This is a genomic window from Acidovorax sp. SUPP2539, assembly GCF_030158975.1.
GTDB lineage: Bacteria > Pseudomonadota > Gammaproteobacteria > Burkholderiales > Burkholderiaceae_C > Paracidovorax.
In genome coordinates this window covers 1,476,699-1,498,292 of sequence record NZ_BQXJ01000001.1, presented here as the reverse complement: position 1 = coordinate 1,498,292, position 21,594 = coordinate 1,476,699, and the positions used below count along the sequence as shown (strand labels likewise).

Annotated in this window: 17 protein-coding genes; 9 read left to right on the top strand and 8 right to left on the bottom strand. The window is 68.2% G+C overall.

Annotation, left to right across the window (positions count from 1 at the left end; all coding sequences use genetic code 11):
• Nucleotides 1–83 precede the first annotated feature (83 nt).
• Nucleotides 84–956, bottom strand: coding sequence for an ABC transporter permease (locus AVTE2539_RS06820; protein WP_284409114.1), 873 nt, complete (start codon nt 954–956; stop codon nt 84–86).
• Nucleotides 953–2,062 (bottom strand): ABC transporter ATP-binding protein, encoded by a 1,110-nt coding sequence (locus AVTE2539_RS06815; RefSeq protein WP_284409112.1) that lies wholly within the window; start codon nt 2,060–2,062, stop codon nt 953–955. The genes AVTE2539_RS06820 and AVTE2539_RS06815 overlap by 4 nt, the downstream gene beginning before the upstream one ends.
• 284 nt (nt 2,063–2,346) lie before the next feature.
• Here AVTE2539_RS06815 and AVTE2539_RS06810 point away from each other — a divergent pair, with 284 nt between their 5' ends.
• The gene (locus AVTE2539_RS06810; protein ID WP_284403442.1) at nt 2,347–3,219 is read left to right on the top strand and encodes an IclR family transcriptional regulator; all 873 of its coding nucleotides are present in this window, start codon (nt 2,347–2,349) and stop codon (nt 3,217–3,219) included.
• A gap of 88 nt (nt 3,220–3,307) precedes the next feature.
• Here AVTE2539_RS06810 and AVTE2539_RS06805 read toward each other — a convergent pair whose 3' ends face one another.
• A complete protein-coding gene (locus AVTE2539_RS06805; RefSeq protein ID WP_284409110.1) occupies nt 3,308–4,189 on the bottom strand; it encodes a LysR family transcriptional regulator in 882 nt (293 codons plus the stop codon).
• 129 nt (nt 4,190–4,318) lie between these two features.
• On the opposite strand from AVTE2539_RS06805, the gene AVTE2539_RS06800 reads away from it, so the two are divergent.
• Nucleotides 4,319–5,230, top strand: a complete 912-nt coding sequence (locus tag AVTE2539_RS06800) for an NADP-dependent oxidoreductase (RefSeq protein WP_284409108.1) — start codon at nt 4,319–4,321, stop codon at nt 5,228–5,230.
• 135 nt (nt 5,231–5,365) lie between these two features.
• Nucleotides 5,366–6,142 (top strand): SDR family oxidoreductase, encoded by a 777-nt coding sequence (locus AVTE2539_RS06795; RefSeq protein ID WP_284409106.1) that lies wholly within the window; start codon nt 5,366–5,368, stop codon nt 6,140–6,142.
• A gap of 66 nt (nt 6,143–6,208) precedes the next feature.
• Here AVTE2539_RS06795 and AVTE2539_RS06790 read toward each other — a convergent pair whose 3' ends face one another.
• The 3 genes from AVTE2539_RS06790 to AVTE2539_RS06780 form a co-directional block, all read right to left on the bottom strand.
• Entirely contained in the window at nt 6,209–6,673 is a 465-nt protein-coding gene (locus tag AVTE2539_RS06790) for a DUF6678 family protein (protein ID WP_284409104.1), read from the bottom strand.
• A gap of 95 nt (nt 6,674–6,768) precedes the next feature.
• Nucleotides 6,769–7,341 carry a DUF4256 domain-containing protein gene (locus AVTE2539_RS06785; RefSeq protein ID WP_284409102.1) on the bottom strand — a complete coding sequence of 191 codons (573 nt, stop codon included), beginning with the start codon at nt 7,339–7,341 and terminating at the stop codon, nt 6,769–6,771.
• Nucleotides 7,342–7,416: 75 nt separating this feature from the next.
• Nucleotides 7,417–7,899 (bottom strand): GreA/GreB family elongation factor, encoded by a 483-nt coding sequence (locus tag AVTE2539_RS06780; protein WP_284409100.1) that lies wholly within the window; start codon nt 7,897–7,899, stop codon nt 7,417–7,419.
• A gap of 226 nt (nt 7,900–8,125) precedes the next feature.
• Here AVTE2539_RS06780 and AVTE2539_RS06775 point away from each other — a divergent pair, with 226 nt between their 5' ends.
• Nucleotides 8,126–8,698, top strand: coding sequence for a DUF3885 domain-containing protein (locus AVTE2539_RS06775; protein WP_284409098.1), 573 nt, complete (start codon nt 8,126–8,128; stop codon nt 8,696–8,698).
• An 89-nt stretch (nt 8,699–8,787) separates the two neighbouring features.
• Here the strand turns inward: AVTE2539_RS06775 and AVTE2539_RS06770 are convergent, their stop codons facing one another.
• The gene (locus tag AVTE2539_RS06770; protein WP_284409097.1) at nt 8,788–9,702 is read right to left on the bottom strand and encodes a LysR family transcriptional regulator; all 915 of its coding nucleotides are present in this window, start codon (nt 9,700–9,702) and stop codon (nt 8,788–8,790) included.
• Nucleotides 9,703–9,924: 222 nt separating this feature from the next.
• Here AVTE2539_RS06770 and amaB point away from each other — a divergent pair, with 222 nt between their 5' ends.
• The 4 genes from amaB (at nt 9,925) to AVTE2539_RS06750 (ending at nt 15,507) form a co-directional block, all read left to right on the top strand.
• A complete protein-coding gene (amaB, locus tag AVTE2539_RS06765; RefSeq protein WP_284409095.1) occupies nt 9,925–11,490 on the top strand; it encodes an L-piperidine-6-carboxylate dehydrogenase in 1,566 nt (521 codons plus the stop codon).
• Nucleotides 11,491–11,583: 93 nt separating this feature from the next.
• On the top strand, nt 11,584–12,519 hold the full coding sequence (locus tag AVTE2539_RS06760) for an amino acid ABC transporter substrate-binding protein (RefSeq protein WP_284409093.1): 936 nt from the start codon (nt 11,584–11,586) through the stop codon (nt 12,517–12,519).
• Entirely contained in the window at nt 12,516–13,769 is a 1,254-nt protein-coding gene (locus AVTE2539_RS06755) for a pyridoxal phosphate-dependent aminotransferase (RefSeq protein WP_284409092.1), read from the top strand. The genes AVTE2539_RS06760 and AVTE2539_RS06755 overlap by 4 nt, the downstream gene beginning before the upstream one ends.
• 49 nt (nt 13,770–13,818) lie before the next feature.
• Nucleotides 13,819–15,507: a thiamine pyrophosphate-binding protein gene (locus AVTE2539_RS06750; RefSeq protein ID WP_284409088.1), complete on the top strand. Its 1,689-nt coding sequence runs from the start codon at nt 13,819–13,821 to the stop codon at nt 15,505–15,507.
• Between the two features lie 48 nt (nt 15,508–15,555).
• Here AVTE2539_RS06750 and gshA read toward each other — a convergent pair whose 3' ends face one another.
• On the bottom strand, nt 15,556–17,079 hold the full coding sequence (gene gshA, locus AVTE2539_RS06745) for a glutamate--cysteine ligase (RefSeq protein WP_284409468.1): 1,524 nt from the start codon (nt 17,077–17,079) through the stop codon (nt 15,556–15,558).
• Between the two features lie 274 nt (nt 17,080–17,353).
• Between gshA and xopZ the strand changes: the two genes are divergently transcribed.
• Entirely contained in the window at nt 17,354–21,586 is a 4,233-nt protein-coding gene (gene xopZ, locus AVTE2539_RS06740; RefSeq protein ID WP_284409086.1) for a XopZ family type III secretion system effector, read from the top strand.
• Nucleotides 21,587–21,594: the final 8 nt, after the last annotated feature.

Below are 21,594 nucleotides of genomic sequence, written 5' to 3'. Positions count from 1 at the left end.
CCGTCGGGCCGCCCGAAGGCAGGCCTGCGCGCCCTTGGGGGGCGGCGAATACACCAAGTGATGGAGCGTGGGGGTCGTCACGTTCAACCCAGCGCTTTCTTGTAGCGGCCCTCGACCAGGCGGTTGTAGCTCAGCATCACCACCAGATTGGCCACCAGCAGCGTGAGCGCGATCGCCGCGCCCAGCGGCCAGTTCAGTTCGTGCAGGTACTCGTCGTACACCACCGTGGCGACCATCTTGAGCCGCCGCCCGCCCAGCAGGCCGGGAATGGCGAACGAACTGGCCGCCAGCCCGAACACGATCAGGCTGCCCGACAAGATGCCCGGCATCACCTGCGGCAGCACGATGCGCCGCAGCGTGGTGAACGGCGTGGCCTGCAGCGACAGCGCTGCGTTCGCCACACCCGGGTCCAGCTTTTGCAGCGATGTCCACACCGGGATCACCATGAACGGCAGCATCACATGCACCAGCGCCACCACCACGGCGACCTCGGTGTAGAGCATCTTGAACGGGCCGATGCCGAAGAGCTGCAGCGCACCGTTCACCAGCCCCTCGGGGCCCAGCAGCATGCTCCAGCCAAAGGCCCGCACCACCACCGACACCAGCAGCGGCGCCAGCACCACCAGCAGCAAGATCGAACGCCAGGGATTGCCCATGCGGCTCAGGATGTAAGCCTCGGGCGCGCCGATGACCACGCAAATCAGCGTGACCACGCCCGCGATCCAGAACGTGCGCCAGAAGATCGCGTGGTAGTACGAGTCGGTGAAAACGTGCGCGTAGTGCTCCAGCGTGAACTCGCCCGCTTTCACGCCCGTGGCCGGGTCGAACGCGTTGAACGACAGCACCGCCGTGAGCGCCAGCGGCACCAGCAGCAGCACGGTGAACATCACCAGCGCCGGGCCCGACAGCCACCAGGGCGCGGCCCTCCTTTGCAGCGACGTGGCGGCCACGCTCATGGCGCCACCTCGGTAGCGGCGGCCTCGGTCTCCAGCTCGGCCAGAGCGGCCTCGTCGGCGGGCAGCAGGCGCATGCAGTGGTCGGGCCAATCCACGCCCGTGCGCTCGCCCTCGGCCAGCGCGGCGCGGCCATCGTTGGGCGCGAGCACCATCAGGTCGCCCACCGGCGTGCCGACGCGGTAGAGCCACTGGCTGCCCAGAAAGAACCGCTCGCACACCTCGCCATCGAGCCGGCCCTGCACGGCGGGCACCAGCTGGGCTTTTTCAGGGCGCACGCTCAGCAGCACGGCGGCGCCGGGACGAAAGCGGGGGCCATCCACCTCCACCGCCAGCGGGCCCACCGACACATGCGTGTGCGTGCCGTTGGCATGCGTCACCTTGCCGGGCAGCAGATTGGCCTTGCCCACGAAGGTGGAGATGAAGCGCGTGCGCGGGTGCTCGTACACGCGGTGGGGGTGGTCGATCTGCGTGGCGCGGCCGGCCTCCATCACCACCACGCGGTCGCTGATCGACATCGCCTCGCTCTGGTCGTGCGTGACCATGATCGTGGTGGTGCCCACCTTGCGCTGGATCTGCCGCAGCTCGAACTGCATCTCCTCGCGCAACTTGGCGTCGAGGTTGGACAAGGGCTCGTCCAGCAGCAGCACCGGCGGCTCGATCACCAAAGCACGCGCCAGGGCCACGCGCTGGCGCTGCCCGCCCGACATCTCGCGCGGGTAGCGCGTGGCGTGCTGCTCCAGGTGCACCAGCGCCAGGGCGTGGGCCACGCGCTCCGCGCGTTCGGCCTTCGGAATCTTGCGCATCTCCAGGCCGAAGGCCACGTTGGCCGCCACCGTCATGTGCGGAAACAGCGCATAGCTTTGGAACACGATGCCCAGCCCGCGCGTGTTGGCCTTGGCATGGGTGATGTCTCGGCCGTCCAGCTCGATGCGCCCGCTGGTCACCGCCTCGAACCCCGCCACCATCTGCAACGTGGTCGTCTTGCCGCAGCCCGAGGGGCCCAGCAATGAGACGAACTCCCCCTTTTGCACCGTGAGGTTTATGGCCGACACCGCACAGGTGCTGCCATAGAACTTGGTGACATCCGCGAGCTTGAGAAACGACATGGAAGAAGCCTTTCCGGGAGCTGCATCGCGCGGGCCGCCAGACCCTGCCGATGCTTGCAAACCTGCTGTAGAGCGGCACCGGCCACCGCCTTCCTGCGCTGGTGCACCCGGGTGGTGCGCCAGCCGCGCAAAGTTGAAGCAGCCGCTGATTTCAATTCACTCTATTGCAATAAACAAACCAAGACACTTCTGGTATTCCATTAATCAGAACTTTTCTTGAATTTATTCCATTCAATGAAATATCATGCCGATCCATTGAACCCAAAATTCCACAGGAGCGATGCATGCAAGCACCAGCCACCGCCACGGGCGGCGTCCCCCGCGTGTTCGCGGTCATCCGGGCCTTGTCGGCCGTGCAGGCCGAGGGCGGCCGGGTCACCCAATTGGCGCGCGCGGTCGGTCTCACGCAGGGCACCACGCACCGTTTGCTGCAATCGCTGGTGGCCGAAGGCATGGCCGAGCAGGACGAGCGCACCAAGCTGTACCGCCTGAGCATGGATTTCTTCGCCCTGGCTGCCAAAGCCGGCAACCCCGGCGACCTGCGCAGCCTGTGCCGGCCCGTGCTGCTGCGCCTGTGCGCCAGCCTGGGCGACAGCATCTTTCTGCTGGTGCGCAGCGGCTTCGACGCCGTGTGCCTGGACCGCAGCGAAGGCCCCTTCCCCATCCGATCCTTCACCGGCGACATCGGCGGCCGCGTGGCCCTGGGCGTGGGCCAGGGCGCGCTGGCCATCCTGGCCTTTCTGCCCGAGGCCGAGCGGGAAGAAGTGATCCGCTTCAACCTCTCTCGCGTGCGGGAGTACGGCGTGTTCGACGAGGTGTACCTGCGCACCGAAATCGAGCGCGTGCGCCAGTTGGGCTATGCCGGGCGCAACACGGGCCTGCTGGAAGGCATGGCCGGCGTGGCCGTGCCCATCTGCGACCGGGAAGGCCGGGCCGTGGCCGCCCTGAGCGTAGGCACCATCGCCGACCGGCTCAATACCGACCGCATGCCGACCGTGGTCGAGTTGCTCAAGCGCGAGGCGGCGGCCATCGGACCGAAGATCAACCCGTTCGATGCCACGCTGCGGCGGCCGGCGCAGAGTTTGGCGAGTTCGCCGGCCGAGCAGCAGTTCGTGCCCGGCGCGGACCGGTCGGCCGGCGTGGGCGCATCCGACTGACCGGCTCAAGCCCGTCGAAACGGATCACCAAGCATCGCATTCCTCAAAAAATGCGCGGTGCAGAGCGCCTGGCCCCCACCTGCCCGCCTCATGCGGCGAAATGATCGCAAAGGAAATCCACGAAGGCGGTGACCTTGGGGCTCACGAGCCGGCGTGATGCGTGCAGCACCCAGCCTTCGGGTTCCGCCCCCTGCACCACGCCCCACTCGACGATGCGCCCGGCGGCCAGGTCCGGCGCCACGGCGGTCCGGGGCACCAGGGCCGGGCCTGCGCCCGCGAGCACCGCGTTTCGGATGAGCAGCGGGGTCGAGTAGCGCAACAGCGGCTTGGGCAAGTACGTGCGCACGCTGCCGGCCTGGTCGACCACCGTCCAGGGCTTCGCCACGGTGCGGCCCGTGCGCATGACCGCCGGGAGTTCGATGCCGCCGCCGGGCGCTGCGGCATTCGCTGGCGGCATTGGCCAATTTGGCGGCGCGACCAGCAGCAACTGATCGCGCAAAAAACAGCGGCCGACCAGCGTATCGTCCGGCCGCGGATTGAAGCGCACGACGATGTCGTACCCGTCGCCCACCAGATCGACGAGGCGGTCTTCCGCCGTGACCTCCAGCCGCACCTCGGGGTGCGCGTGCAAAAATTCCGCGCCCAGCTGTCCCATCGCCACGTGCGCGAACAGCAGCGGTGTGCTGACGCGCAGCACGCCGCGCGGCCGGCCGATGCCGGACTTCAGCTCATCGACCACCTGCGTGATCTCGCCGAAAGGATCGGCCGTGCGCGAATGCAAGATGGCGCCCTCCGGCGTCAACTGCAATTTGCGGGTGCCCCGCTCGACGAGGCGCACGCCCAGGGCATCCTCCAGCGCCCGCACGCGGCGGGACAGCGTGGCCTTCGGCACGCCGCTGGCGCGGCTGGCGCTGCCGAACCCGCCGTGGGTCGCCACCCGATTGAAGTCCGCCAATGCCGTGATATCCATACTTTGTTCCATTGATGAGACGCCATGTCCATATTTCCTGGACTATGCACCATTCCTGAGCCACTGAACAATCACGGCGTGGGCAAGCACTGCCCGCTCCCTTCACCCCATCAGCAAGGAATGCCCCCCATGAAAGCAGTACGGTTTCACCAATACGGTGGCCCAGAGGTTCTGGCCATCGAAGACATCGCGAAGCCCGCGCCCGGCCCCGGCCAGGTGCGCATCGCGGTCAAGGCGGCAGGCGTCAACCCGATCGACTGGAAACTGCGGGCCGGCTACATGCACGCGATGATGCCCATCGCCATGCCCGCCGGCAGCGGGTTCGACGCGGCAGGCATCGTCGATGCCGTGGGCGAAGGCGTGTCCGGCCTGGCCGTGGGCGACGCCGTGTTCGGCAAGGGCATCGACACGATGGCCGAATACGCCGTCCTGCAGGAATGGGCCGCGAAGCCGCAGGGCCTGTCTTTCGAAGAAGCCGCAGGCTACGCGGTTGCGGTCGAAACGGCCACGCGCATCATTGCCGAAGTGGGCGTGCAGCCGGGCGAGACGCTCCTGGTCAGCGGCGCCGCCGGGGGCGTGGGGTCGGCCGTGATCCAGCTGGCCAAAGCCGCCGGCATCCGCACGATCGGCACCGCCAGCGCCGCCAAGCACGACTACCTGCGCTCGCTGGGCGCCACCCCGACGACCTACGGGCCCGGGCTGGCCGATCGCGTGGCCGCCCTGGCGCCGCAAGGCGTGCAAGCCGCACTCGACATTGCCGGCTCCGGCGTCATTCCGGAACTGGTGGCGATCACCGGCGATGCATCGAAAGTGCTGTCGATCTCCGACCTGTCGGCCCCGCAACACGGCGCCAAAACCTCGTTCGAACCCATGGACGCGGCCCTGGCCAACAAGGCGCTGGCGGGTGCGGCATCGCTGTTCAACGCCGGCGCGTTCACCTTGCCGGTCGAGCAAACCTTTCCGCTCAACCGCATCGCCGCCGCGCATGAACTCAGCGCGCAAGGCCACGTGACCGGACGGCTCGTCATCACCTTGAATTGACGGATCGGAGGCCGGGCCCTCACGGCCTGGCCTCTTTCAACCCCATCGATTTCCCCAGCGGCGCCTGGAAGGCTGCGTGCGGAATCCAATGACCGTCAACCTCCACCTTCAACCGTCAGGCAACAAGGCCACACCATGGACATCAGCAACAACACCGTCCTGATCACCGGCGGTTCGTCCGGCATCGGGCTGGAACTGGCGAAGCAGCTTCTGCACCTCGGCAACACCGTGATCGTCACCGGCCGCAACCCCACCAAGCTGGCGGCCGTGAGCCGCTCGCTAACCGGCATCCACACCCGGGTTTGCGACGTGGGCGACCCCGCGTCCATCCGCGCGATGCACCAGACGCTGCCCCAGGAGTTTCCGGCACTGAACGTCGTCATCCACTGCGCCGGCATCATGCGAAAGATCAATCTCCAGAGCCCCACGGACGATCTGCAAGCCCTGACCCAGGAAGTCGAAACGAATCTGAAAGGCACCCTCTGGGTCAACCAGATGTTCCTGCCCCACCTGAAAAAGCAGCCACGCGCGGCGATCGTCAATGTGTCTTCGGGGTTGGCCTTCGTGCCCATGGCCATCGCGCCCATCTACTGCGCGACCAAGGCGGGCCTGCATGCCTATACACGGTCGCTGCGACTGCAGCTCAAACGCACCCGCGTGCAGGTCTTCGAGCTGGCGCCACCGGGCACGGATACCTCGCTGTTCTCGGGCGATTTCACGAAGGAAGATGTGGGTGGCGTCACCCCGATGCCGGTCGAAACCCTGGTGAAACATGCCTTGGCCGGGCTGCGGACAGACAAGCTCGAGATTCGGCCGGGGTTGAGCAACGTCTTGAAGATCGCATCGCGCATCGCACCGAATTTCATGTTCGCGCAGCTGGGCAAGTCGGCGGATTTGATGCGGGACCATTGAGCCGGACGAGCGATCTTTGCCGCCAATGTGTTCGACGGCGCGGCCAGGGCCTTTCCCGTCCACCCGTCACACAGCGTTCGACTTAGGCCATGGACCATCGCCCCTCTCACGCCAATCTGGCTGGGGCCCAGGCCGGGTATAGCCCCACACCCGAATGACTCCCGCTTCGACGGAATAGGGAATGCCGTGGCGCTTGAGGACCTCTTGCAGCCACTGTGCCGAGGCCGCTTGAAGCTCGATCCACTCCCACTCCGCGACCGGATGGAGGTGGTAATAGAACTCGCCGTCCCATGCAGTGCAGAACCCCGGTGGCGCGAAAACGCTGCGGCCCCGGAACTGGGGGTGCTGCTCGACCGGTGCCGCGAGCATCTCGGCACGCAGCTTCGCCCATTTGGTGTGATTGAGCGCCGGATACAGCTCCCCGCGCTGGACCATGGCTGACAAGCGCTTCATGTCTTCATCGGTTGGGCGAGGCATTGCCTTGCTATCCCATTTGCACAGACGGGTCACATGGCGCTCCGAAATTTCCATCGTTCAGTCCAGTCGCAGGCAACGATGCACGCCACGATAACGACGCCTGCAGCAGGTCCGGGTTTATATCGCTGCGCGCCAACTCAAAGGCTGCCTCACACGCTCACCGAGCCCCTGAACCCTCGGGCAGCGTAGTAAGACTCGGCCCCGTTGTGGTACACGAAGACCCTGCCGTAGCGCCTGTCGCAAAACAGCGCGCCGCCGAGTTGTCTGATTTCCGGCGGCGTGGCGACCCAGCTGGACGTTTTGCGGTCGAACTCCCCAAACTGTTGAAGCGTCCGGTATTGGTCCTCCGTCAGCAGCGAGATGCCCATGGCAGCGGCCACGTCCTCCGCGTTGTTCTCTGGCTTGTTCTGCTTGCGGGCATTCCATGCCGCTGCGTCGAAGCAGAGGCTTCTGCGACCCTGGGGGCTTTCAGCGGCGCAGTCGCAGAAAACGCAGGTGCCGGCGGCATCCGCTGTTCCGATGACATCGGGTTCGCCTCCTGTGGCCTCCATGGCGTGGAGCGCCTTCAGCTTTTCGGGATTGTTTTGCAAACGCGCATGGACGTGGGCCCAATCGACACCCGGGTGCCTGTGAGTGTTCTGCTGGAACCGCTGCTGCAATGCTTCAAGGACGAGGTCGCCCTGGTCTGTTTTCACGTCGCTCCACTCCTGTTTGAACATCATTTTTGCCAGCGGATGCGTGCATGAGGTCTGAACGCCCGCTGACCTCGTGTTGATTCTGCTTGACCTTGCAACGGCTCAATGCACCCGAAGCACCTCAAACTGCTGCCGGCTCGGAGCGAGCTGTATCGACACTTCATCCCCCTCGCATTTACCCAGCATGGCCCTGCCCAAAGGGGCTTCGCAGCTGATGACCTGAACGAGCTGACCGCCGCTGACCAACTTCATGCTGCCCCCATCCGGGCCGAGAAAGATCTGCTGCTCCTTGTCGTCGGAATCGACCAGGCAGACCAGCGCGCCGAGCTGTATGCCTTTGCTGGCGTCGTAGGGGCGCGGGCGGAATTGGCGCCAATCGGCCAGCGCCTGGCGGATGGCTTCGGCGCGCCGAGCCTGGCCGGTCGCCAGATAGGCGGCTTCAAGCCCCAAGGTGTCGTATTTGTTCTCGGCGATGTTTTCTTCGTGGGTCGCCGTTTCATGGGCCGCCCGCATTGCCTGCTCGGTTTGCAGCAGGTCTTGTGCGAGCCGTTCCAACACCTGCTGCTGCAGCAAAAATTTATCCATGATCAAAGTGAGGCATGTCGAACGAGCGGTGGGCAGGTCTTGATTGTGAAGGGCTCCGACAGACTTCGAAGGCTCCCGTTGGCCGCGGGGTTAACTTCAGCGATGGGAGCAATGCCGCAGCTCAATCGGCTAAGCCATTGGCAGAACTGACCAATCACCCGACGCTTGGCATTGGCCTCACTCAGGGGACTCCATCAACAAAAGACGCTCGGATAGAGTGACGGATATGCGTCCTGATCCCCTTGCCTGGTGGCATTCTGAGTTCGGCGAGATTGCGCCTTGCGGGCATCTTCTGCGTCGCGCTCTCAGCGCGCAATGGGTGCGATTTCATTCACTCCCTGAATCGAAACGGTACGCTGAGTCGCTGGACGAATACGCCGAAATTGAACATCGACATTGTCTCGTCGCATCAGCGCTCTTCAGCGCCAACGAGCCCTTGTACGTCTTTCGCGCGCTTGGCGAGGAAGCCAGGCTGCGTGGAAAGGCCAAGCATCAGCTTGCCGGGCGCCAATTCAGAGAGGCCGTTGCTGTGATGCAGCCCGAAAGTCTCGGCCAAGACGAAGAGGATCGAATGTATGTCCGGGCTTTGGTTTGCCACTGGAAACCCGATTTTTTCGAAGCTGCGATTCGCCTGCTCGCAGACTGGAAAGAGGTGGGCATCTCGTTTGCCTCTCCGGCGACAAAAAACATTTTCTGTCCCTATGACGGGGGGATGGACGTCTTCACGCACTCCATCGCACCCGAAGAGCTTCGTGCCCGCTTTACGGACTGGCTATCGCCCCGTCCGGACGGTTTATGAACGACGGCTTGGGCCCAAAGCGAATCGTAGTCTCAACCGAAATTGGCCACACGTGGCAGACCTTGAAACCGCTAATCATTCAGGCCAATCTAACTTTTCGCGTTAACTCCCCCACTCTCCCCCACCACCCAATCCCTGAACGCCTTCACCAACGGCGCCTCCGCCCGCGCCTCCGGATACACCAGGTAATACGCATCGCCACTGGTCAGCACGGTATCCGACAGCTCCACCAGGCTCCCCGCCGCCAGCTCCGGCTCGATCAAGAACCGCGGCAGCAGCGCCGCCCCCAGCCCCGATACCGCCGCCTGCGCAATCATGGCGAACTGCTCGTGCCGTGGCCCGCGCAGCGCCAGGCTGGTGGGGGCGCCCACCAATTCGAACCATTCCGACCACTGCGTGGGCCGCGTGCTTTGCTGCAGCAGCACCACGCGCGCCAGGTCTTGCGGGGTGTGGATGCCGTGCTGGCTTTGGTAGCCGGGGCTGCACACCGGCACTACTTCTTCGTGCATGAGGTATTCGCACACCGCGCCGGCCCAGTGGGGCGTGCCGAAGTGGATGGCGGCGTCGAACGGGGTGCCCGCAAAGTCGAACGGCTCGGAGCGCGCCGCAAAATTGACCGTCACCTCCGGATGCAGCGCCATGAAGCCGCCCAGGCGCGGGATGAGCCAGCGAGTGCCCAGGGTGGGCAGCACGGCCAGGTTGAGCAGGCCGTCGGTGCTGCTGAAGGCCATGGCCTTTTGCGTGATGGCCGACAGCTGCTGCAGCACGCCCTGCAAGTCGGCGGCGTAGACGCGGCCGGCGTCGGTGAGCACCACGCGCTGGCGCACGCGGTGGAACAGGGCGGTGCCCAGCTGCGCCTCCAGCTGGCGGATCTGGCGCGAGACGGCGCTCTGGGTCAGGTGCAGTTCTTCGGCCGCGCGCGACACGCTGTGGTGGCGGGCGGCGGCTTCGAAGGCCAGCAGGTCGGCCATGGAGGGGAGAAAGGCGCGGCGCAGTAAGGTCATGCTTCAAGGGAATGACTCTGCGCGGGGCATTGCCGGCCAGCGCAGATTCGACTAGGGCAAGGGTTTTTACCAACCCTGGACTTGATTCCATTTTTACATCAAGTCGTTCCGTTATTTTGCTATGCAGGCGGGCGCGATTGGGGGATATTGGCGCACGCTTTCCTGCTTCTTTTCTTTGTCGCGTTTTACCGTTCTTGTTTTTTGACTGCGAGCACTACCGCCATGTCTGCCAACGCCGCCAACCCATCCGTCCCCGCCACGCACGCCCCTGCCGTCTCGGCGGAGGTCGATCAACTGCTGCAACGCCTGGGCGTGCCGCGCACGGCCTACACAGGCGGCAGCCTGCCGGTGCGCTCGCCCATCACGGGCGAGGCGATCGGCGCGGTGGCGCAGCACAGCGCGGCCGAGGCCACGGCGGCCATCGGGCGGGCGCATGCGGCCTTCCAAAGCTGGCGCAATGTGCCGGCTCCGCGCCGGGGCGAACTGGTGCGCCTGCTGGGCGAAGAGCTGCGCGCGGCCAAGGCCGACCTGGGCCTGCTGGTAACCATCGAGGCGGGCAAGGTGCCGTCCGAGGGGCTGGGCGAAGTGCAGGAGATGATCGACATCTGCGACTTCGCCGTGGGCCTGTCGCGCCAGCTCTACGGCCTGACGATCGCCACCGAGCGCCCCGGCCACCGCATGATGGAAACGTGGCACCCGCTGGGCGTGTGCGGCGTGATCTCGGCGTTCAATTTTCCCGTGGCGGTGTGGTCGTGGAATGCGGCGCTGGCGCTGGTGTGCGGCGATCCGGTGGTGTGGAAGCCGTCGGAAAAAACCCCGCTCACCGCGCTGGCCACGCACGCGATCGCGCAGCGCGCCATCGCCCGCTTCGGCGCCGATGCGCCCGCGGGCCTGCTGGAGCTGATCATCGGCCAACGCGACCTGGGCGAGGTGCTGGTGGATGACGCTCGCGTGCCGGTGCTGTCGGCCACGGGCTCCACCGCCATGGGCCGGGCCGTGGGCCCGCGCCTGGCGGCCCGCTTTGCGCGCGGCATCCTGGAGCTGGGCGGCAACAACGCGGCCATCGTGGCGCCCACCGCCGACCTGGGCCTGGCGCTGCGCGGCATCGCCTTCGCGGCCATGGGCACGGCGGGCCAGCGCTGCACCACGCTGCGCCGGCTGTTCGTGCACGAGAGCATCTACGACCAGTTGGTGCCCCAGCTCGCCAAGGTGTATGCCAGCGTGCAGGTGGGAGACCCGCGCACACCCGGCACGCTGGTGGGCCCGCTGATCGACCGACCGGCCTTCGAGGGCATGCAGAAGGCGCTGGCGCAAAGCCGCGCGCTGGGCGCCACGGTGCACGGTGGCGACCGGGTGGAGGACATCGCGGGCAGCGAGGCGTATTACGTGCGCCCGGCGCTGGTGGAGCTGCAAAAGCACGAAGGCCCGGCGCTGCACGAAACCTTCGCGCCCATCCTGTACGTGGTGCGCTACGGCGCGCTGGAGGAGGCGATCGCCATGAACAACGCGGTGGGCGCGGGCCTGTCGTCGTCAATCTTCACGCTGAACGTGCGCGAGGCCGAGCAGTTCATGTCGGCCGCAGGGTCGGACTGCGGCATTGCCAACGTGAACATCGGCCCGAGCGGCGCCGAGATCGGCGGGGCCTTCGGCGGCGAGAAGGAGACCGGCGGCGGCCGCGAGGCGGGGTCGGACAGCTGGAAGGCCTACATGCGCCGCGCGACCAACACCATCAACTATTCCACCGCCCTGCCCCTGGCGCAGGGCGTGACCTTCGACATCGCCGATTGAGCGATCGGCGGCGGCGCACCGGATCCCCCGCCGCCGCGGTCCCCCGGCCTGGGCCCGAACGGCCAGGCCCATCCACACAGGAGACAAGCACCCATGGCATTCCCCCTCAAGGCCCTGGCTGGCGCGGCCACGGCCGCAGCGGCCTTTTTCTGGTGCGGCGCAGCCACCGCGCAGGCGTCCGCACCGCCCGCCAACCCATCGGCGCAGCAGCCCACCCTGGAGAAGATCAAGGCCGCCGGCAAAGTGGTGCTGGGGGTGCGTGAGGCCTCGCCGCCCATGGCCTACGCCCTGGGCGCGAACGAGAAGTTCGTGGGCTACCACGTGGAGCTGTGCGAGCGCGTGATGAAGGAGATCGCGCCGCAGGCCCGGCTCGAATACATGGCGGTGACCGCGCAGAACACGCTGGCGCTGGTCCAGAACGGCACCATCGACATCGGCTGCGGGCCCACCACCAACAACACGGCGCGCCAGCAGCAGGTGGCCTTTGCCGTGACCACCTACGTGAGCGAGGTGCGCATGGCGGTGCGCGCGGATTCGGATTTGAACTCGGTCAGCCAACTGGGCGGGCGCACCGTGGCCGCGTCGGCCGGCACCACCGCCGTGCAGATGCTGCGCAAGCAGGAGCGCGCGCTGGGCGCCCCCATCAAGACGCTGCTGGGCAAGGACCACCAGGAGAGCTTCCTGCTGATGGAGTCAGGCCGCGCCGATGCCTTCGTGCTGGACGACAACCTGCTGGCGGGCGCCATCGCCACCTCCAAGGACCCGGCGGCCTACCGCATCGCGGGTGAGCCGATGGGATCCGAGCCGATCGCGCTGCTGTTCCGCAAGGACGACCCCGCATTCAAGGCCGGGGTGGACGGCGTGCTGGTGCGGCTGATGCAGACGGGCGAGCTGGAAAAGATCTACGCCAAGTGGTTCACCAGCCCCATCCCGCCGCGCAACCTGAGCCTGAACCTGCCCATGAGCGGCACGTTGCGGCAACTGATCGCGGCGCCCAACGACAAGCCGCTGGAGGCCTACCTCAAATGACCGCCACCCTGCCCACCGCCCTTGTCAATGGCGCAGCCCCGCCCGGCGCGTTCACGCCTGCGCGGCGCATCGCGGCGCTGGGCGTGTCGCCCATCCTGCGCATCACGGACCACGCCAACGCGCTCAAGCGCTCGGGCCGGCCGGTGATCGTGCTGGGCGCGGGCGAGCCCGACTTCGACACGCCCGACCACATCCTGGAGGCCGCGCGCCGGGCGCTGGCGCGCGGCGAGACCCGCTACACGGTGCTGGACGGCAGCCCGGCGATGAAGGAGGCGGTGCGCGAGAAGTTCCGACGGGACAACGGCCTGGACTTCGCCCTGGACGAGATCACCGTGGGCACGGGGGCCAAGCAGGTGCTCTACAACGCGTTCATGGCCACGCTGGACCCGGGCGACGAGGTGATCCTGCCCGCGCCCTACTGGTCGTCGTATGCCGACGTGGTGACGATCGCGGGCGGCGTGCCGGTCAACGTGCCGTGCACCGAGGCGGACGGTTTTCGGCTGACGCCGGCCGCGCTGGAGGCCGCCATCACGCCGCGCACGCGCTGGCTGCTGCTCAACTCGCCCTCCAACCCCACCGGAGCCGCCTACAGCGCCGCGCAGTTGCGCCCGCTGCTGGACGTGCTGCTGCGCCACCCGCAGGTGTGGCTGCTGTCGGACGACATCTACGAGCACATCCTGTACGACGGCGCGGCCTTCGCCACGCCAGCCGCGCTGGAGCCACGCCTGAAAAACCGCTGCCTCACGGTGAACGGCGTGTCCAAGGCCTATGCCATGACGGGTTGGCGCATCGGCTTTGCCGGCGGCCCGTGCGAGCTGATCGCCGCCATGGCGGTGGTGCAGAGCCAATGCACCTCGTGCCCCTCCTCCATCAGCCAGGCGGCGGCCATCGAGGCGCTGACCGGGCCGCAGGCCATCGTGGCCGAGCGCTGCGCGGATTTTCAGGCCCGGCGCGATTTCGTGGTGCAGGCGCTCAACCAGGCGCCCGGCCTGCGCTGCCGCACGCCCGAGGGCGCTTTCTACACCTATGCCAGTTGCGCCGGCACGCTGGGCCGCACCACGCCGGGCGGCGCGCTGCTCAAGACCGACGTGGATTTTTGCCAGTACCTGCTGGCCGAGTACGAGGTGGCCGTGGTACCGGGCACGTATTTCGGGCTGGCGCCGTACTTTCGCATCTCGTACGCTACCTCGATGGCACAGCTGCAGACAGCCTGCCAGCGCATCCAGGACGCCTGCGCGGCGCTGCGGTGAGCCGGCCCGCCATGTTTCCATTCCTTCAACGCCCTTGATCGACGCCTTCATGACTTCCACCGTTTCTCCCCGCACCGGCGGCCAGGTCCTCGTGGACCAGCTCATCCTGCACGGCGTGCAACAGCTTTTCTGCGTGCCGGGCGAAAGCTACCTGGCCGTGCTGGATGCCCTGCACGACGCGCAGATCGCCGTCACCGTGTGCCGCCAGGAGGGCGGCGCGGCCATGATGGCCGAGGCGCAGGGCAAGCTCACCGGGCAGCCCGGCATCTGCTTCGTGACGCGCGGCCCAGGGGTGACCAATGCCTCGGCCGGCATCCACATCGCGCACCAGGATTCGACACCGCTCATCGTGTTCGTGGGCCAGGTGGCGCGCGGCGCGCTGGGCCGCGAGGCGTTCCAGGAGCTGGACTACGGCGCCGTGTTCGGCACCATGGCCAAGTGGGTGGTGCAGATCGACGACGCGCGCCGCGTGCCCGAACTGGTGTCGCGCGCCTTCCACGTCGCCACGTCGGGCCGCCCGGGCCCGGTGGTGGTGGCGCTGCCCGAGGACATGCTGACCGATGCGGTGCAGGTGGCCGACGCCCAGCCCTACACGGTGCCGGAAACCCACCCCGGCGCTGCCGCGCTGCAGGAACTGGCCGAGCGCCTGGCCGCCGCCGAGCGCCCGGTCGCCATCCTGGGCGGCAGCCGCTGGTCAGAGCGGGCGGTGCAGGACTTCGTCGCGTTCGCGCAGGCCTGGTCGCTGCCCGTGTACTGCTCGTTCCGCCGGCAGATGCTGTTCCCGGCCGACCATGCCAGCTACGGTGGCGACCTGGGCCTGGGGGCGAACCCCAAGCTGCTGGCACGCATCCGCGCAAGCGACCTGGTGCTGGTGGTGGGCGGGCGCCTGTCGGAGATTCCGTCGCAGGGCTACGAGCTGTTCGACATTCCCGTGCCGTCGCAGCCCCTGGTGCATGTGCATGCCGATGCCAACGAACTGGGACGCCTGTACCGGGCAACGCAGTCCATCCACGCCACGCCGCAGGCCTTTGCCAACGCACTCGCCGCGCTGCAGCCGCCCGCCGCGGTGCGCTGGGCGGCGCACACGCAGGCCGCCCGCGCCGATTACCTGGCCTGGAGCGATCCGGACCCGATCCGGATTCCGGGCCCGCTGCAGATGGGCGAGGTCATGCGCCACCTGCGCGAGGTGCTGCCGGCCGATGCGATCTTCTGCAACGGCGCGGGCAACTTCGCCACCTGGGTGCACCGCTTCTGGCCTTTCACCGCCTATGCCAGCCAGTTGGCGCCCACCAGCGGATCGATGGGCTACGGCCTGCCGGCCGGCGTGGGGGCCAAGCGGCTGTGGCCGCAGCGCGAGGTCGTGGTGTTCGCGGGCGACGGCGACTTTCTGATGCACGGCCAGGAGTTCGCCACCGCCGTGCAGTACGGCCTGCCCATCATCGTGGTGCTGCTGGACAACGCCATGTACGGCACCATCCGCATGCACCAGGAGCGCGAATACCCCGGCCGCGTGAGCGCCACCCAGTTGAAGAACCCCGATTTCAAGGCCTATGCCGCGGCCTTCGGCGGGCATGGCGAGCGGGTGGAGACGACGGCGGAGTTCGCCCCGGCGCTGGCACGCGCCCGAGCCAGCGGCCTGCCCTGCGTGCTGCACTGCCTGCTGGACCCGGAGGCCATCACGCCCACGGGCACGCTGCAGGGCATCCGCAGTGCGGCGCAGGCCCGCAAGCCGGGCTGAGCGCACAGCGCGGGCGGCCGTCCCGGGGATGCCCGGGCCGCGCGGGTGTCAGCCGTGGACGGGCACCGCCATGTACTGCTCGCGCCAGGCCTCGAAAGGCAGGGTGTCCGCCGCTTCGATGGCCTTTTGCTCGGCCACCGATTGCGCGGCGGCGGCCTCGAACCGGGCCTGCTGCGCCTCGGTCCAGGGCATGGCCAGCAGCGTGTCGCGCGCCCATTGCGATCGCTCCAGCGCGAAGGCGCTGAAACTCTTGCCGTGCGCCTCGGCCATGCGGTCGAGCACGCGGGCCGACGGCGTGGCCTGCGGCTGCTGCATGAGGCGCCGGGCATCGGCCAGCGCGCTGCCGTAGTCGCCGGTGCCGTGCGCGGCGTCCAGCGCCGCGGCCAGCGGCTCGCATTCGGCTAGCACCTGCGCGCCCCATTCGGCCAGCGGGATCTCGCGCCCGGCGCGCTGCAGCAACAGGTCCGGCTCGCGGCCGCGCTCGGCGGTCAGGTGCTGGTTGCGCTGCAGCTCAGCGATCTCCTGCGGCGTGTCGGGCGGACTGTCGGACAGCAGGCAGTGCAGCAGGAACACGTCCAGCAGGCGCATGGTCTGCGTCTCGATGCCCAGCGGCGCGAACGGGTCCAGGTCCATCAGCCGCACCTCGACGTATTCGACCCCCCGGTCGCGCAGCGCGTTCAGGGGCCGCTCGCCCGAGCGCACGGTGCGCTTGGGGCGGATGGTGCCGTAGAACTCGTTCTCGATCTGCAGCAGGCTGGTGCCCAGTTGGTTGTATTCGCCCCCGGGGTTGCGCACGCCTAGCGCCTCGTAGGCGGGGTATGGCCGGCTCAGGGCTTCGCGCAGCGAGGCGGCGTAGCCGTCCAGGCCGTTGTAGCTCACCGCCAGCGTGGCCTGCGCATCGCTCTGGTAGCCCAGGCGGCCCATGCGCAGCGAGGTGGCGTGCGGCAGGTAGAGCGCCTCGCCGCCCAGGCGCTGCAGGCCGTGCTCGCGCCCCTGCACGAAGCACGGGCACAGCGCGGGCGAAGCGCCGAACAGGTACAGCAGCACGAAGGCATGGCGGCGGAAGTTGCGGATCAGCGCGAAGTATTCGTCGCTGGTCACATCGGGCAGCGACCAGTTGTAGTGGATGCCAGAGATGGTCTGCATGCGCCGGCCGTAGCGGTGGCCCAGCCCCATGCGGTACACGCTCTTGGCACGCCCCACGTTGGACGAGCCGTAGCGCGCCAGGGGAATGGTCTCGTCGGTGGGCAGGCCGCAGGGCATGCTGGACAGCCACAGCATCTCGCCGCCCGAAGCCTGCAGGCTGCGGTAGACGAACTGGTGGATCTCGGTGAGTTCGTCCAGGCATTCCTGCACGCCCAGGCGCGCGCCCGTGATCAGCTCGATCTGCGACTCGCTGTAGTCGGTGGTGATGTGGGGATGGGTCAGCGCCGAGCCGAGCGCCGCCGGGTGCGGCGTGAGCGCCAGCCCTCCCGTGGGCAGCACCCGCAGTCCCTCTTTTTCGATGCCACGGCGCATGCCAGCCAGTCGGCTGGCGGGCTGCGCGTGGATTTTCCGCTGCAGATGGCTCATCATCATTTGGTCGTTTCTTTATAACCTGATCGTCGGTTCGGCCCGGAACTTAGCACGGCCGGCACACTCTCGCTGGCGCACCAGATCAAGACCTTGGCTTCGCCCGGCCGCACCGCCCTTCGCAGGCAGGCCCGCGGCCCCGGGTGCCGCATTGCACCATCGCGCGTGTCGTGGCCAGCCAACGCAGGGCGTGCAATGTGCCCGGTCCAGCCACTGTTCCCAGGCAACCCCTTGCCCGTGGAACGCACACGACGCCCATGAACGACTGGACACCATGCCCAAATTCTCAGTGCGTCCCACCACCTCGTCCGCAGGCGTGCCCGGCAACTCGACATCGAGTGCCCACGCCGGTGCGCCGGCCAGCCACAAACAGGCCCACCACAAGCTGCACCAGCTCGACCCGCGGGCCGCGCAGAACGAACTGCTGTCGCCCCTGTACGACGCGGGCCGGGCCGCGCGCAAATACCTCGCGCAGCCGCTGCCCGCCGCCGATGCCGCGGCCATGCCCCCGCGCAAGCCCCGATCGGTGCTGGGCCAGTTGGCGAACAAGGTGGGCAGTTGCTTAGGCATGGCACGGGGCAACCCGAAGCCCATCGAGGAAATGCTCCGCTACCAGAACACCCCGCAGGACCCCTCGCGCATCCCGCCGCGCAGCCGCGGCCATTGGGAAAGCGTGGCGCCGGTGCTGGCCGGCCAGATGAAGGCCGGCGAAACCGTACGGCTGGCCCAGATCGCCGTGGACAAGGCCATCGCGATGGAACGGCTGGTGCAGCACCACGAAGCGCACCAGGCCACCGAGGCCGGCTTGCGCGGCCAGCGGGCCGCGCACATGGCCGACCAGGCGCACCAGCTCACCAGCGAAAAGAAATCCCTGGCCATCTGGCAGGCCGCGCTGCATGCGCAGCAAGCCGCCGCGCAAAAGGAACTGCAGGCCACGCAGCAGCGGCTGGACCAGGCGCTCGAGCGCTTGCGCGCAGACAGCGAAGAGGCGGGCGGCAGCCGCCGTGGCGAGCTGGACGGGCTGGCCGAGCACATCGAGGCACTGCAGGCACTGAAAAGCCGACAAGCCGACAAGCACGCCGAACTGGTGCTGCGCAGCCAGGACAAGGACGCCGCGCTGGAACACACCCAGCGACTGGCCCAGACCGCCGCGCGAGAAATGTTCGAGTTCGAAGCCGGCGCCGCCGACCTGAAGTCGCTGCAGCCGGCCCTGGCCCAGCGCCGCAAGGAGGCCGAGGTGCAGCTGGAGCACGCCCAGCGCCGCCACCGGATCGCGGCCGAAGCCCTGCAAAAGACCTATGGCGAGGTCATCGACCTGCAGCTGCGGCGCCTGCCCGGCTTCGAGGTGTACCGAAGCTCGCCCGAGATCAAGGCCCTGCGCGAGGCGCTCCGCGACTGGGTGAAGACCATCGACCCCACCCGCCACGGCGCCGAAGCCATCGAGCCCGCGGGCGCACTGACGATGGCGATCAAGGCCCTGGCCGATACCAGCGAGGGCAATGCCGAGGTGGCGCTGAAGACGCTGCAGGCCCTGCGCAACCACACTTGGAGCACGCTGCTGCCCGACCCGGCCGCAGGCCCGCACGCAGCGCCCGCGCTGGGCGATGTCACCCAGCGCACGGTGGACCTGCTGGCCCGCATGCCGCGCGGCACCCAGGCGCTGGGCCACCTGCTGGCACCGGCGGCCGAAGGCATGCCCGACCACACCCGCCGCCACACGGCTCGCCTGGCCCTGCAGACCGAGGCCGCGATGCGGACCGCGCCCACACCGCAGCTGCGCGAATGGCTGGCCGCCGCCTCCCATGCCGCCCGCACGGCCCTGCACGCTGCCGACCCGGCCCAGGCCCTGGCCGCCTGCACGGACGACGAGCGCGCGGCCTACCACGCCATCCGCAACGGCTACCGCAGCAACGCCGAGGGCTCCCCCTACGACCGCGCCAACCAGCACCTGCAGAAAATCGCGGACTGGCTGCACGACATCGACCACACTGAGGCCGATGCGGCCAGCCCCGCCGCCCCCAAGAGCCGGCGGGGCCAGAAGATCAACCCGCTGCGCTCGCTGCCGCAGGCCCTGCAGGTGGGATCGGCCACCGCCTTGCCCACCCCGAACCGCCGGGCGGAAGACGAACTGGAGAAAGCGGCGGACCACCTCACCCAGTACCTCAGGGCCGCGCGAGCGCAACGGCCTGCGACCGAGGTGCCCTCCGAATCCGAACTGGCCTGGCAGGCCATCGCCGAAAAGATACGCTGGGCGCCCGAGGGCACCGAGCGCGCCTCCATGGTGCTGGACACCGCCCTGCTCGACGGCATCCGCGCGCAATGCGATGCCGCGCGGCGCGATGCGGCGCGAAAAACCGCCCGCCGTGGCGGCGAGATCACCACCGCCACCGAATCCCCCGCGATGCGCTCCGCATGGGAGCAACTGCGCGCCCAGCCGCACACCGGCGTGCAAGCCCTAGCCCTGCTGCAGCACGCATTGCTGAGCGAGCCGCTGCAAGAGGCGAAAAACGGGTCCGCCCCGCCACCGGTCAGCGCCGATGGGGAACACGTGCAGGCCCAGGGCAATGCCTTCCACGTGGCGCTGTACAAAGCCCTCAACCTGCTGCACGACGGGGACCCGGCCAACGCCACCAAAAGCCGGGCGCTGTTCAACCTGCTGCGCGATGTGGCCCAGCACCTCGAATGGCGCGACCGGATGAAGCTGCTGGGCCAGAAGACCTACGGCGTCAACCTCGGTCCGCTGTCGGCGGCCGCGGCGATCACGAGCGCCGTGGGCCTGGGCGTCAAGCTCATCGGCGGGGTGCAGCACAACGAGGACCGCATCCTGGAGCTGTACCGCGGCCGCACCGGCATGTACCTGCAGATCACGTCCCAGTCCACCAACCAGGTACAGGCCGGTGCCGGGGTGACCACCGGCTACTCGGTCGCGATGGACACCGATCAGGCCAGCTTCGGCGTGACCGGCGGGGCCGACTGGCGCTGGCGCGGCGAGCGGGGCGTGGAGAACGGCGTTCAGATGCGCATGCCCCGGCTGACCAAGAACCGCGAGCCCCAGCTGGACGCGCAGTTCATCGACGCGCTGGAGCATCTTTTCGACATGGCGGCCCCCACCGGGGACGGCCAGCCGGCCCGCCGGGACTGGATGCGGGAGCTGCTGGCCCACCACCCCGAGCTGAGCATGGGGATCATCGACGACGCGCAGCGCAGCAGCATGGGCACCGAGACCAACGTGTCGCTCAGCGCGGGCGTGCGGGTGGGCGAGGTGGCGGGCAAGGGGCGGCGGGCCGGCGTGTCAGCCGGCGTGGGCGTTAAATCCCGGCAGGACAACGGCCAGACCCGCACCACGGTGGCCGGCTACATGACCACCATCTACCGCGATGCCACGGCCCAGATGAAGGTGGAGGTGTCGGGGCGCGCCACGCTGGGAGTGCAGTTCGCGGAATCCGTGCAGGACGATCCGAAGAACGGCCCGCGCCAGAAGGCCAGCGGCAGCCTGGGGCTGCTGGATGCCAGCTACGGCCGGGAGCTGGTCTCCAAGGCCGTGACCCACTTTTGCACGCTGTTCGTCTTCGACGACGAGATCGATCCGATGCGCAGCGACCGCGCCACCGATGTCTCGGAGTTCGACGTGTTCCAGCAGCTCGTGCGCGACGAGTGGGACAGCTGGTCGGCCTACGGGGTGGGCAAGCTGGGCGCTGCGGTAGAGGACGACTTGAAGCATGTCGCGTCCGAACTGCAGCTCGAACATTTCATGGAGCAGACCCAGGCGTTCGCACAGGGCAACGGCCTGGCGGCCATGTTCGCCGACAAGGCGATGAAGGCGCCCGCCGCCCCCGCGCTGGACATGTTCCGCGCACTCGCCCGCATGGATGGCGAAGCCGCCAAGGCGAAGTTCGAGGCGGCCTGCACGGAATACGAAAGCGCGGCCACGGAATTCGAGGCGGCCGGAATGGACCTGCGCTCCACCCGCGCGCACCTCAAGCAGGCCCGCACGGCGCTGGAGGCGGACCAGACGGCCGCCGCAGCGGAGCACCTGGAGCAGGCCGCAGCGCGCATGCAGCGCAAGGCGATGGGCAAGACCGGCCGGTCGCCGGTGATGGCGCGCCGGCGGGACGAAGGGGTGGCGCACATGAAGCAGGCCGAGTTGTGCCGGGAGCAGGGAGCCACGCGCCTGCGGGAAGCCCAGGGGCATGCGCAGGGTTTCGACGACCTGGTGGTGAAGGACGAACTGTGGGAGCCCACGCTGCTGCTGCTGCGCGAAAAGGCCAAGATCCTGCGCGAGCGCGGCCTGGACTTCTTCCTGAAACGCCAGAACAACCGGGGCGCCGAAGCCATGCGCACGGTAGCGCAGTGGATCTTGTACGAGCCCGTGCTGCGCGCGGATCCCGGCCACGAGGTGGAGCCGGCGGGGCAATGGAAGGCCACGGCGGCCGCGCCTGCGCAAGCGCGCCTGCCCACCGTGCCCGAAGGCGACGAGGAAGGCGAGATCCAGGCCCACCGGGACTGAGCGCGTTC

Coding starts and splice junctions, on each gene's coding strand:
- AVTE2539_RS06820 (WP_284409114.1), bottom strand. CDS start 956: ATGAGCGTGGCCGCCACGTCGCTGCAAAGGAGGGCCGCGCCCTGGTGG.
- AVTE2539_RS06815 (WP_284409112.1), bottom strand. CDS start 2,062: ATGTCGTTTCTCAAGCTCGCGGATGTCACCAAGTTCTATGGCAGCACC.
- AVTE2539_RS06810 (WP_284403442.1), top strand. CDS start 2,347: ATGCAAGCACCAGCCACCGCCACGGGCGGCGTCCCCCGCGTGTTCGCG.
- AVTE2539_RS06805 (WP_284409110.1), bottom strand. CDS start 4,189: ATGGATATCACGGCATTGGCGGACTTCAATCGGGTGGCGACCCACGGC.
- AVTE2539_RS06800 (WP_284409108.1), top strand. CDS start 4,319: ATGAAAGCAGTACGGTTTCACCAATACGGTGGCCCAGAGGTTCTGGCC.
- AVTE2539_RS06795 (WP_284409106.1), top strand. CDS start 5,366: ATGGACATCAGCAACAACACCGTCCTGATCACCGGCGGTTCGTCCGGC.
- AVTE2539_RS06790 (WP_284409104.1), bottom strand. CDS start 6,673: ATGGAAATTTCGGAGCGCCATGTGACCCGTCTGTGCAAATGGGATAGC.
- AVTE2539_RS06785 (WP_284409102.1), bottom strand. CDS start 7,341: ATGATGTTCAAACAGGAGTGGAGCGACGTGAAAACAGACCAGGGCGAC.
- AVTE2539_RS06780 (WP_284409100.1), bottom strand. CDS start 7,899: ATGGATAAATTTTTGCTGCAGCAGCAGGTGTTGGAACGGCTCGCACAA.
- AVTE2539_RS06775 (WP_284409098.1), top strand. CDS start 8,126: ATGCGTCCTGATCCCCTTGCCTGGTGGCATTCTGAGTTCGGCGAGATT.
- AVTE2539_RS06770 (WP_284409097.1), bottom strand. CDS start 9,702: ATGACCTTACTGCGCCGCGCCTTTCTCCCCTCCATGGCCGACCTGCTG.
- amaB (WP_284409095.1), top strand. CDS start 9,925: ATGTCTGCCAACGCCGCCAACCCATCCGTCCCCGCCACGCACGCCCCT.
- AVTE2539_RS06760 (WP_284409093.1), top strand. CDS start 11,584: ATGGCATTCCCCCTCAAGGCCCTGGCTGGCGCGGCCACGGCCGCAGCG.
- AVTE2539_RS06755 (WP_284409092.1), top strand. CDS start 12,516: ATGACCGCCACCCTGCCCACCGCCCTTGTCAATGGCGCAGCCCCGCCC.
- AVTE2539_RS06750 (WP_284409088.1), top strand. CDS start 13,819: ATGACTTCCACCGTTTCTCCCCGCACCGGCGGCCAGGTCCTCGTGGAC.
- gshA (WP_284409468.1), bottom strand. CDS start 17,079: ATGAGCCATCTGCAGCGGAAAATCCACGCGCAGCCCGCCAGCCGACTG.
- xopZ (WP_284409086.1), top strand. CDS start 17,354: ATGCCCAAATTCTCAGTGCGTCCCACCACCTCGTCCGCAGGCGTGCCC.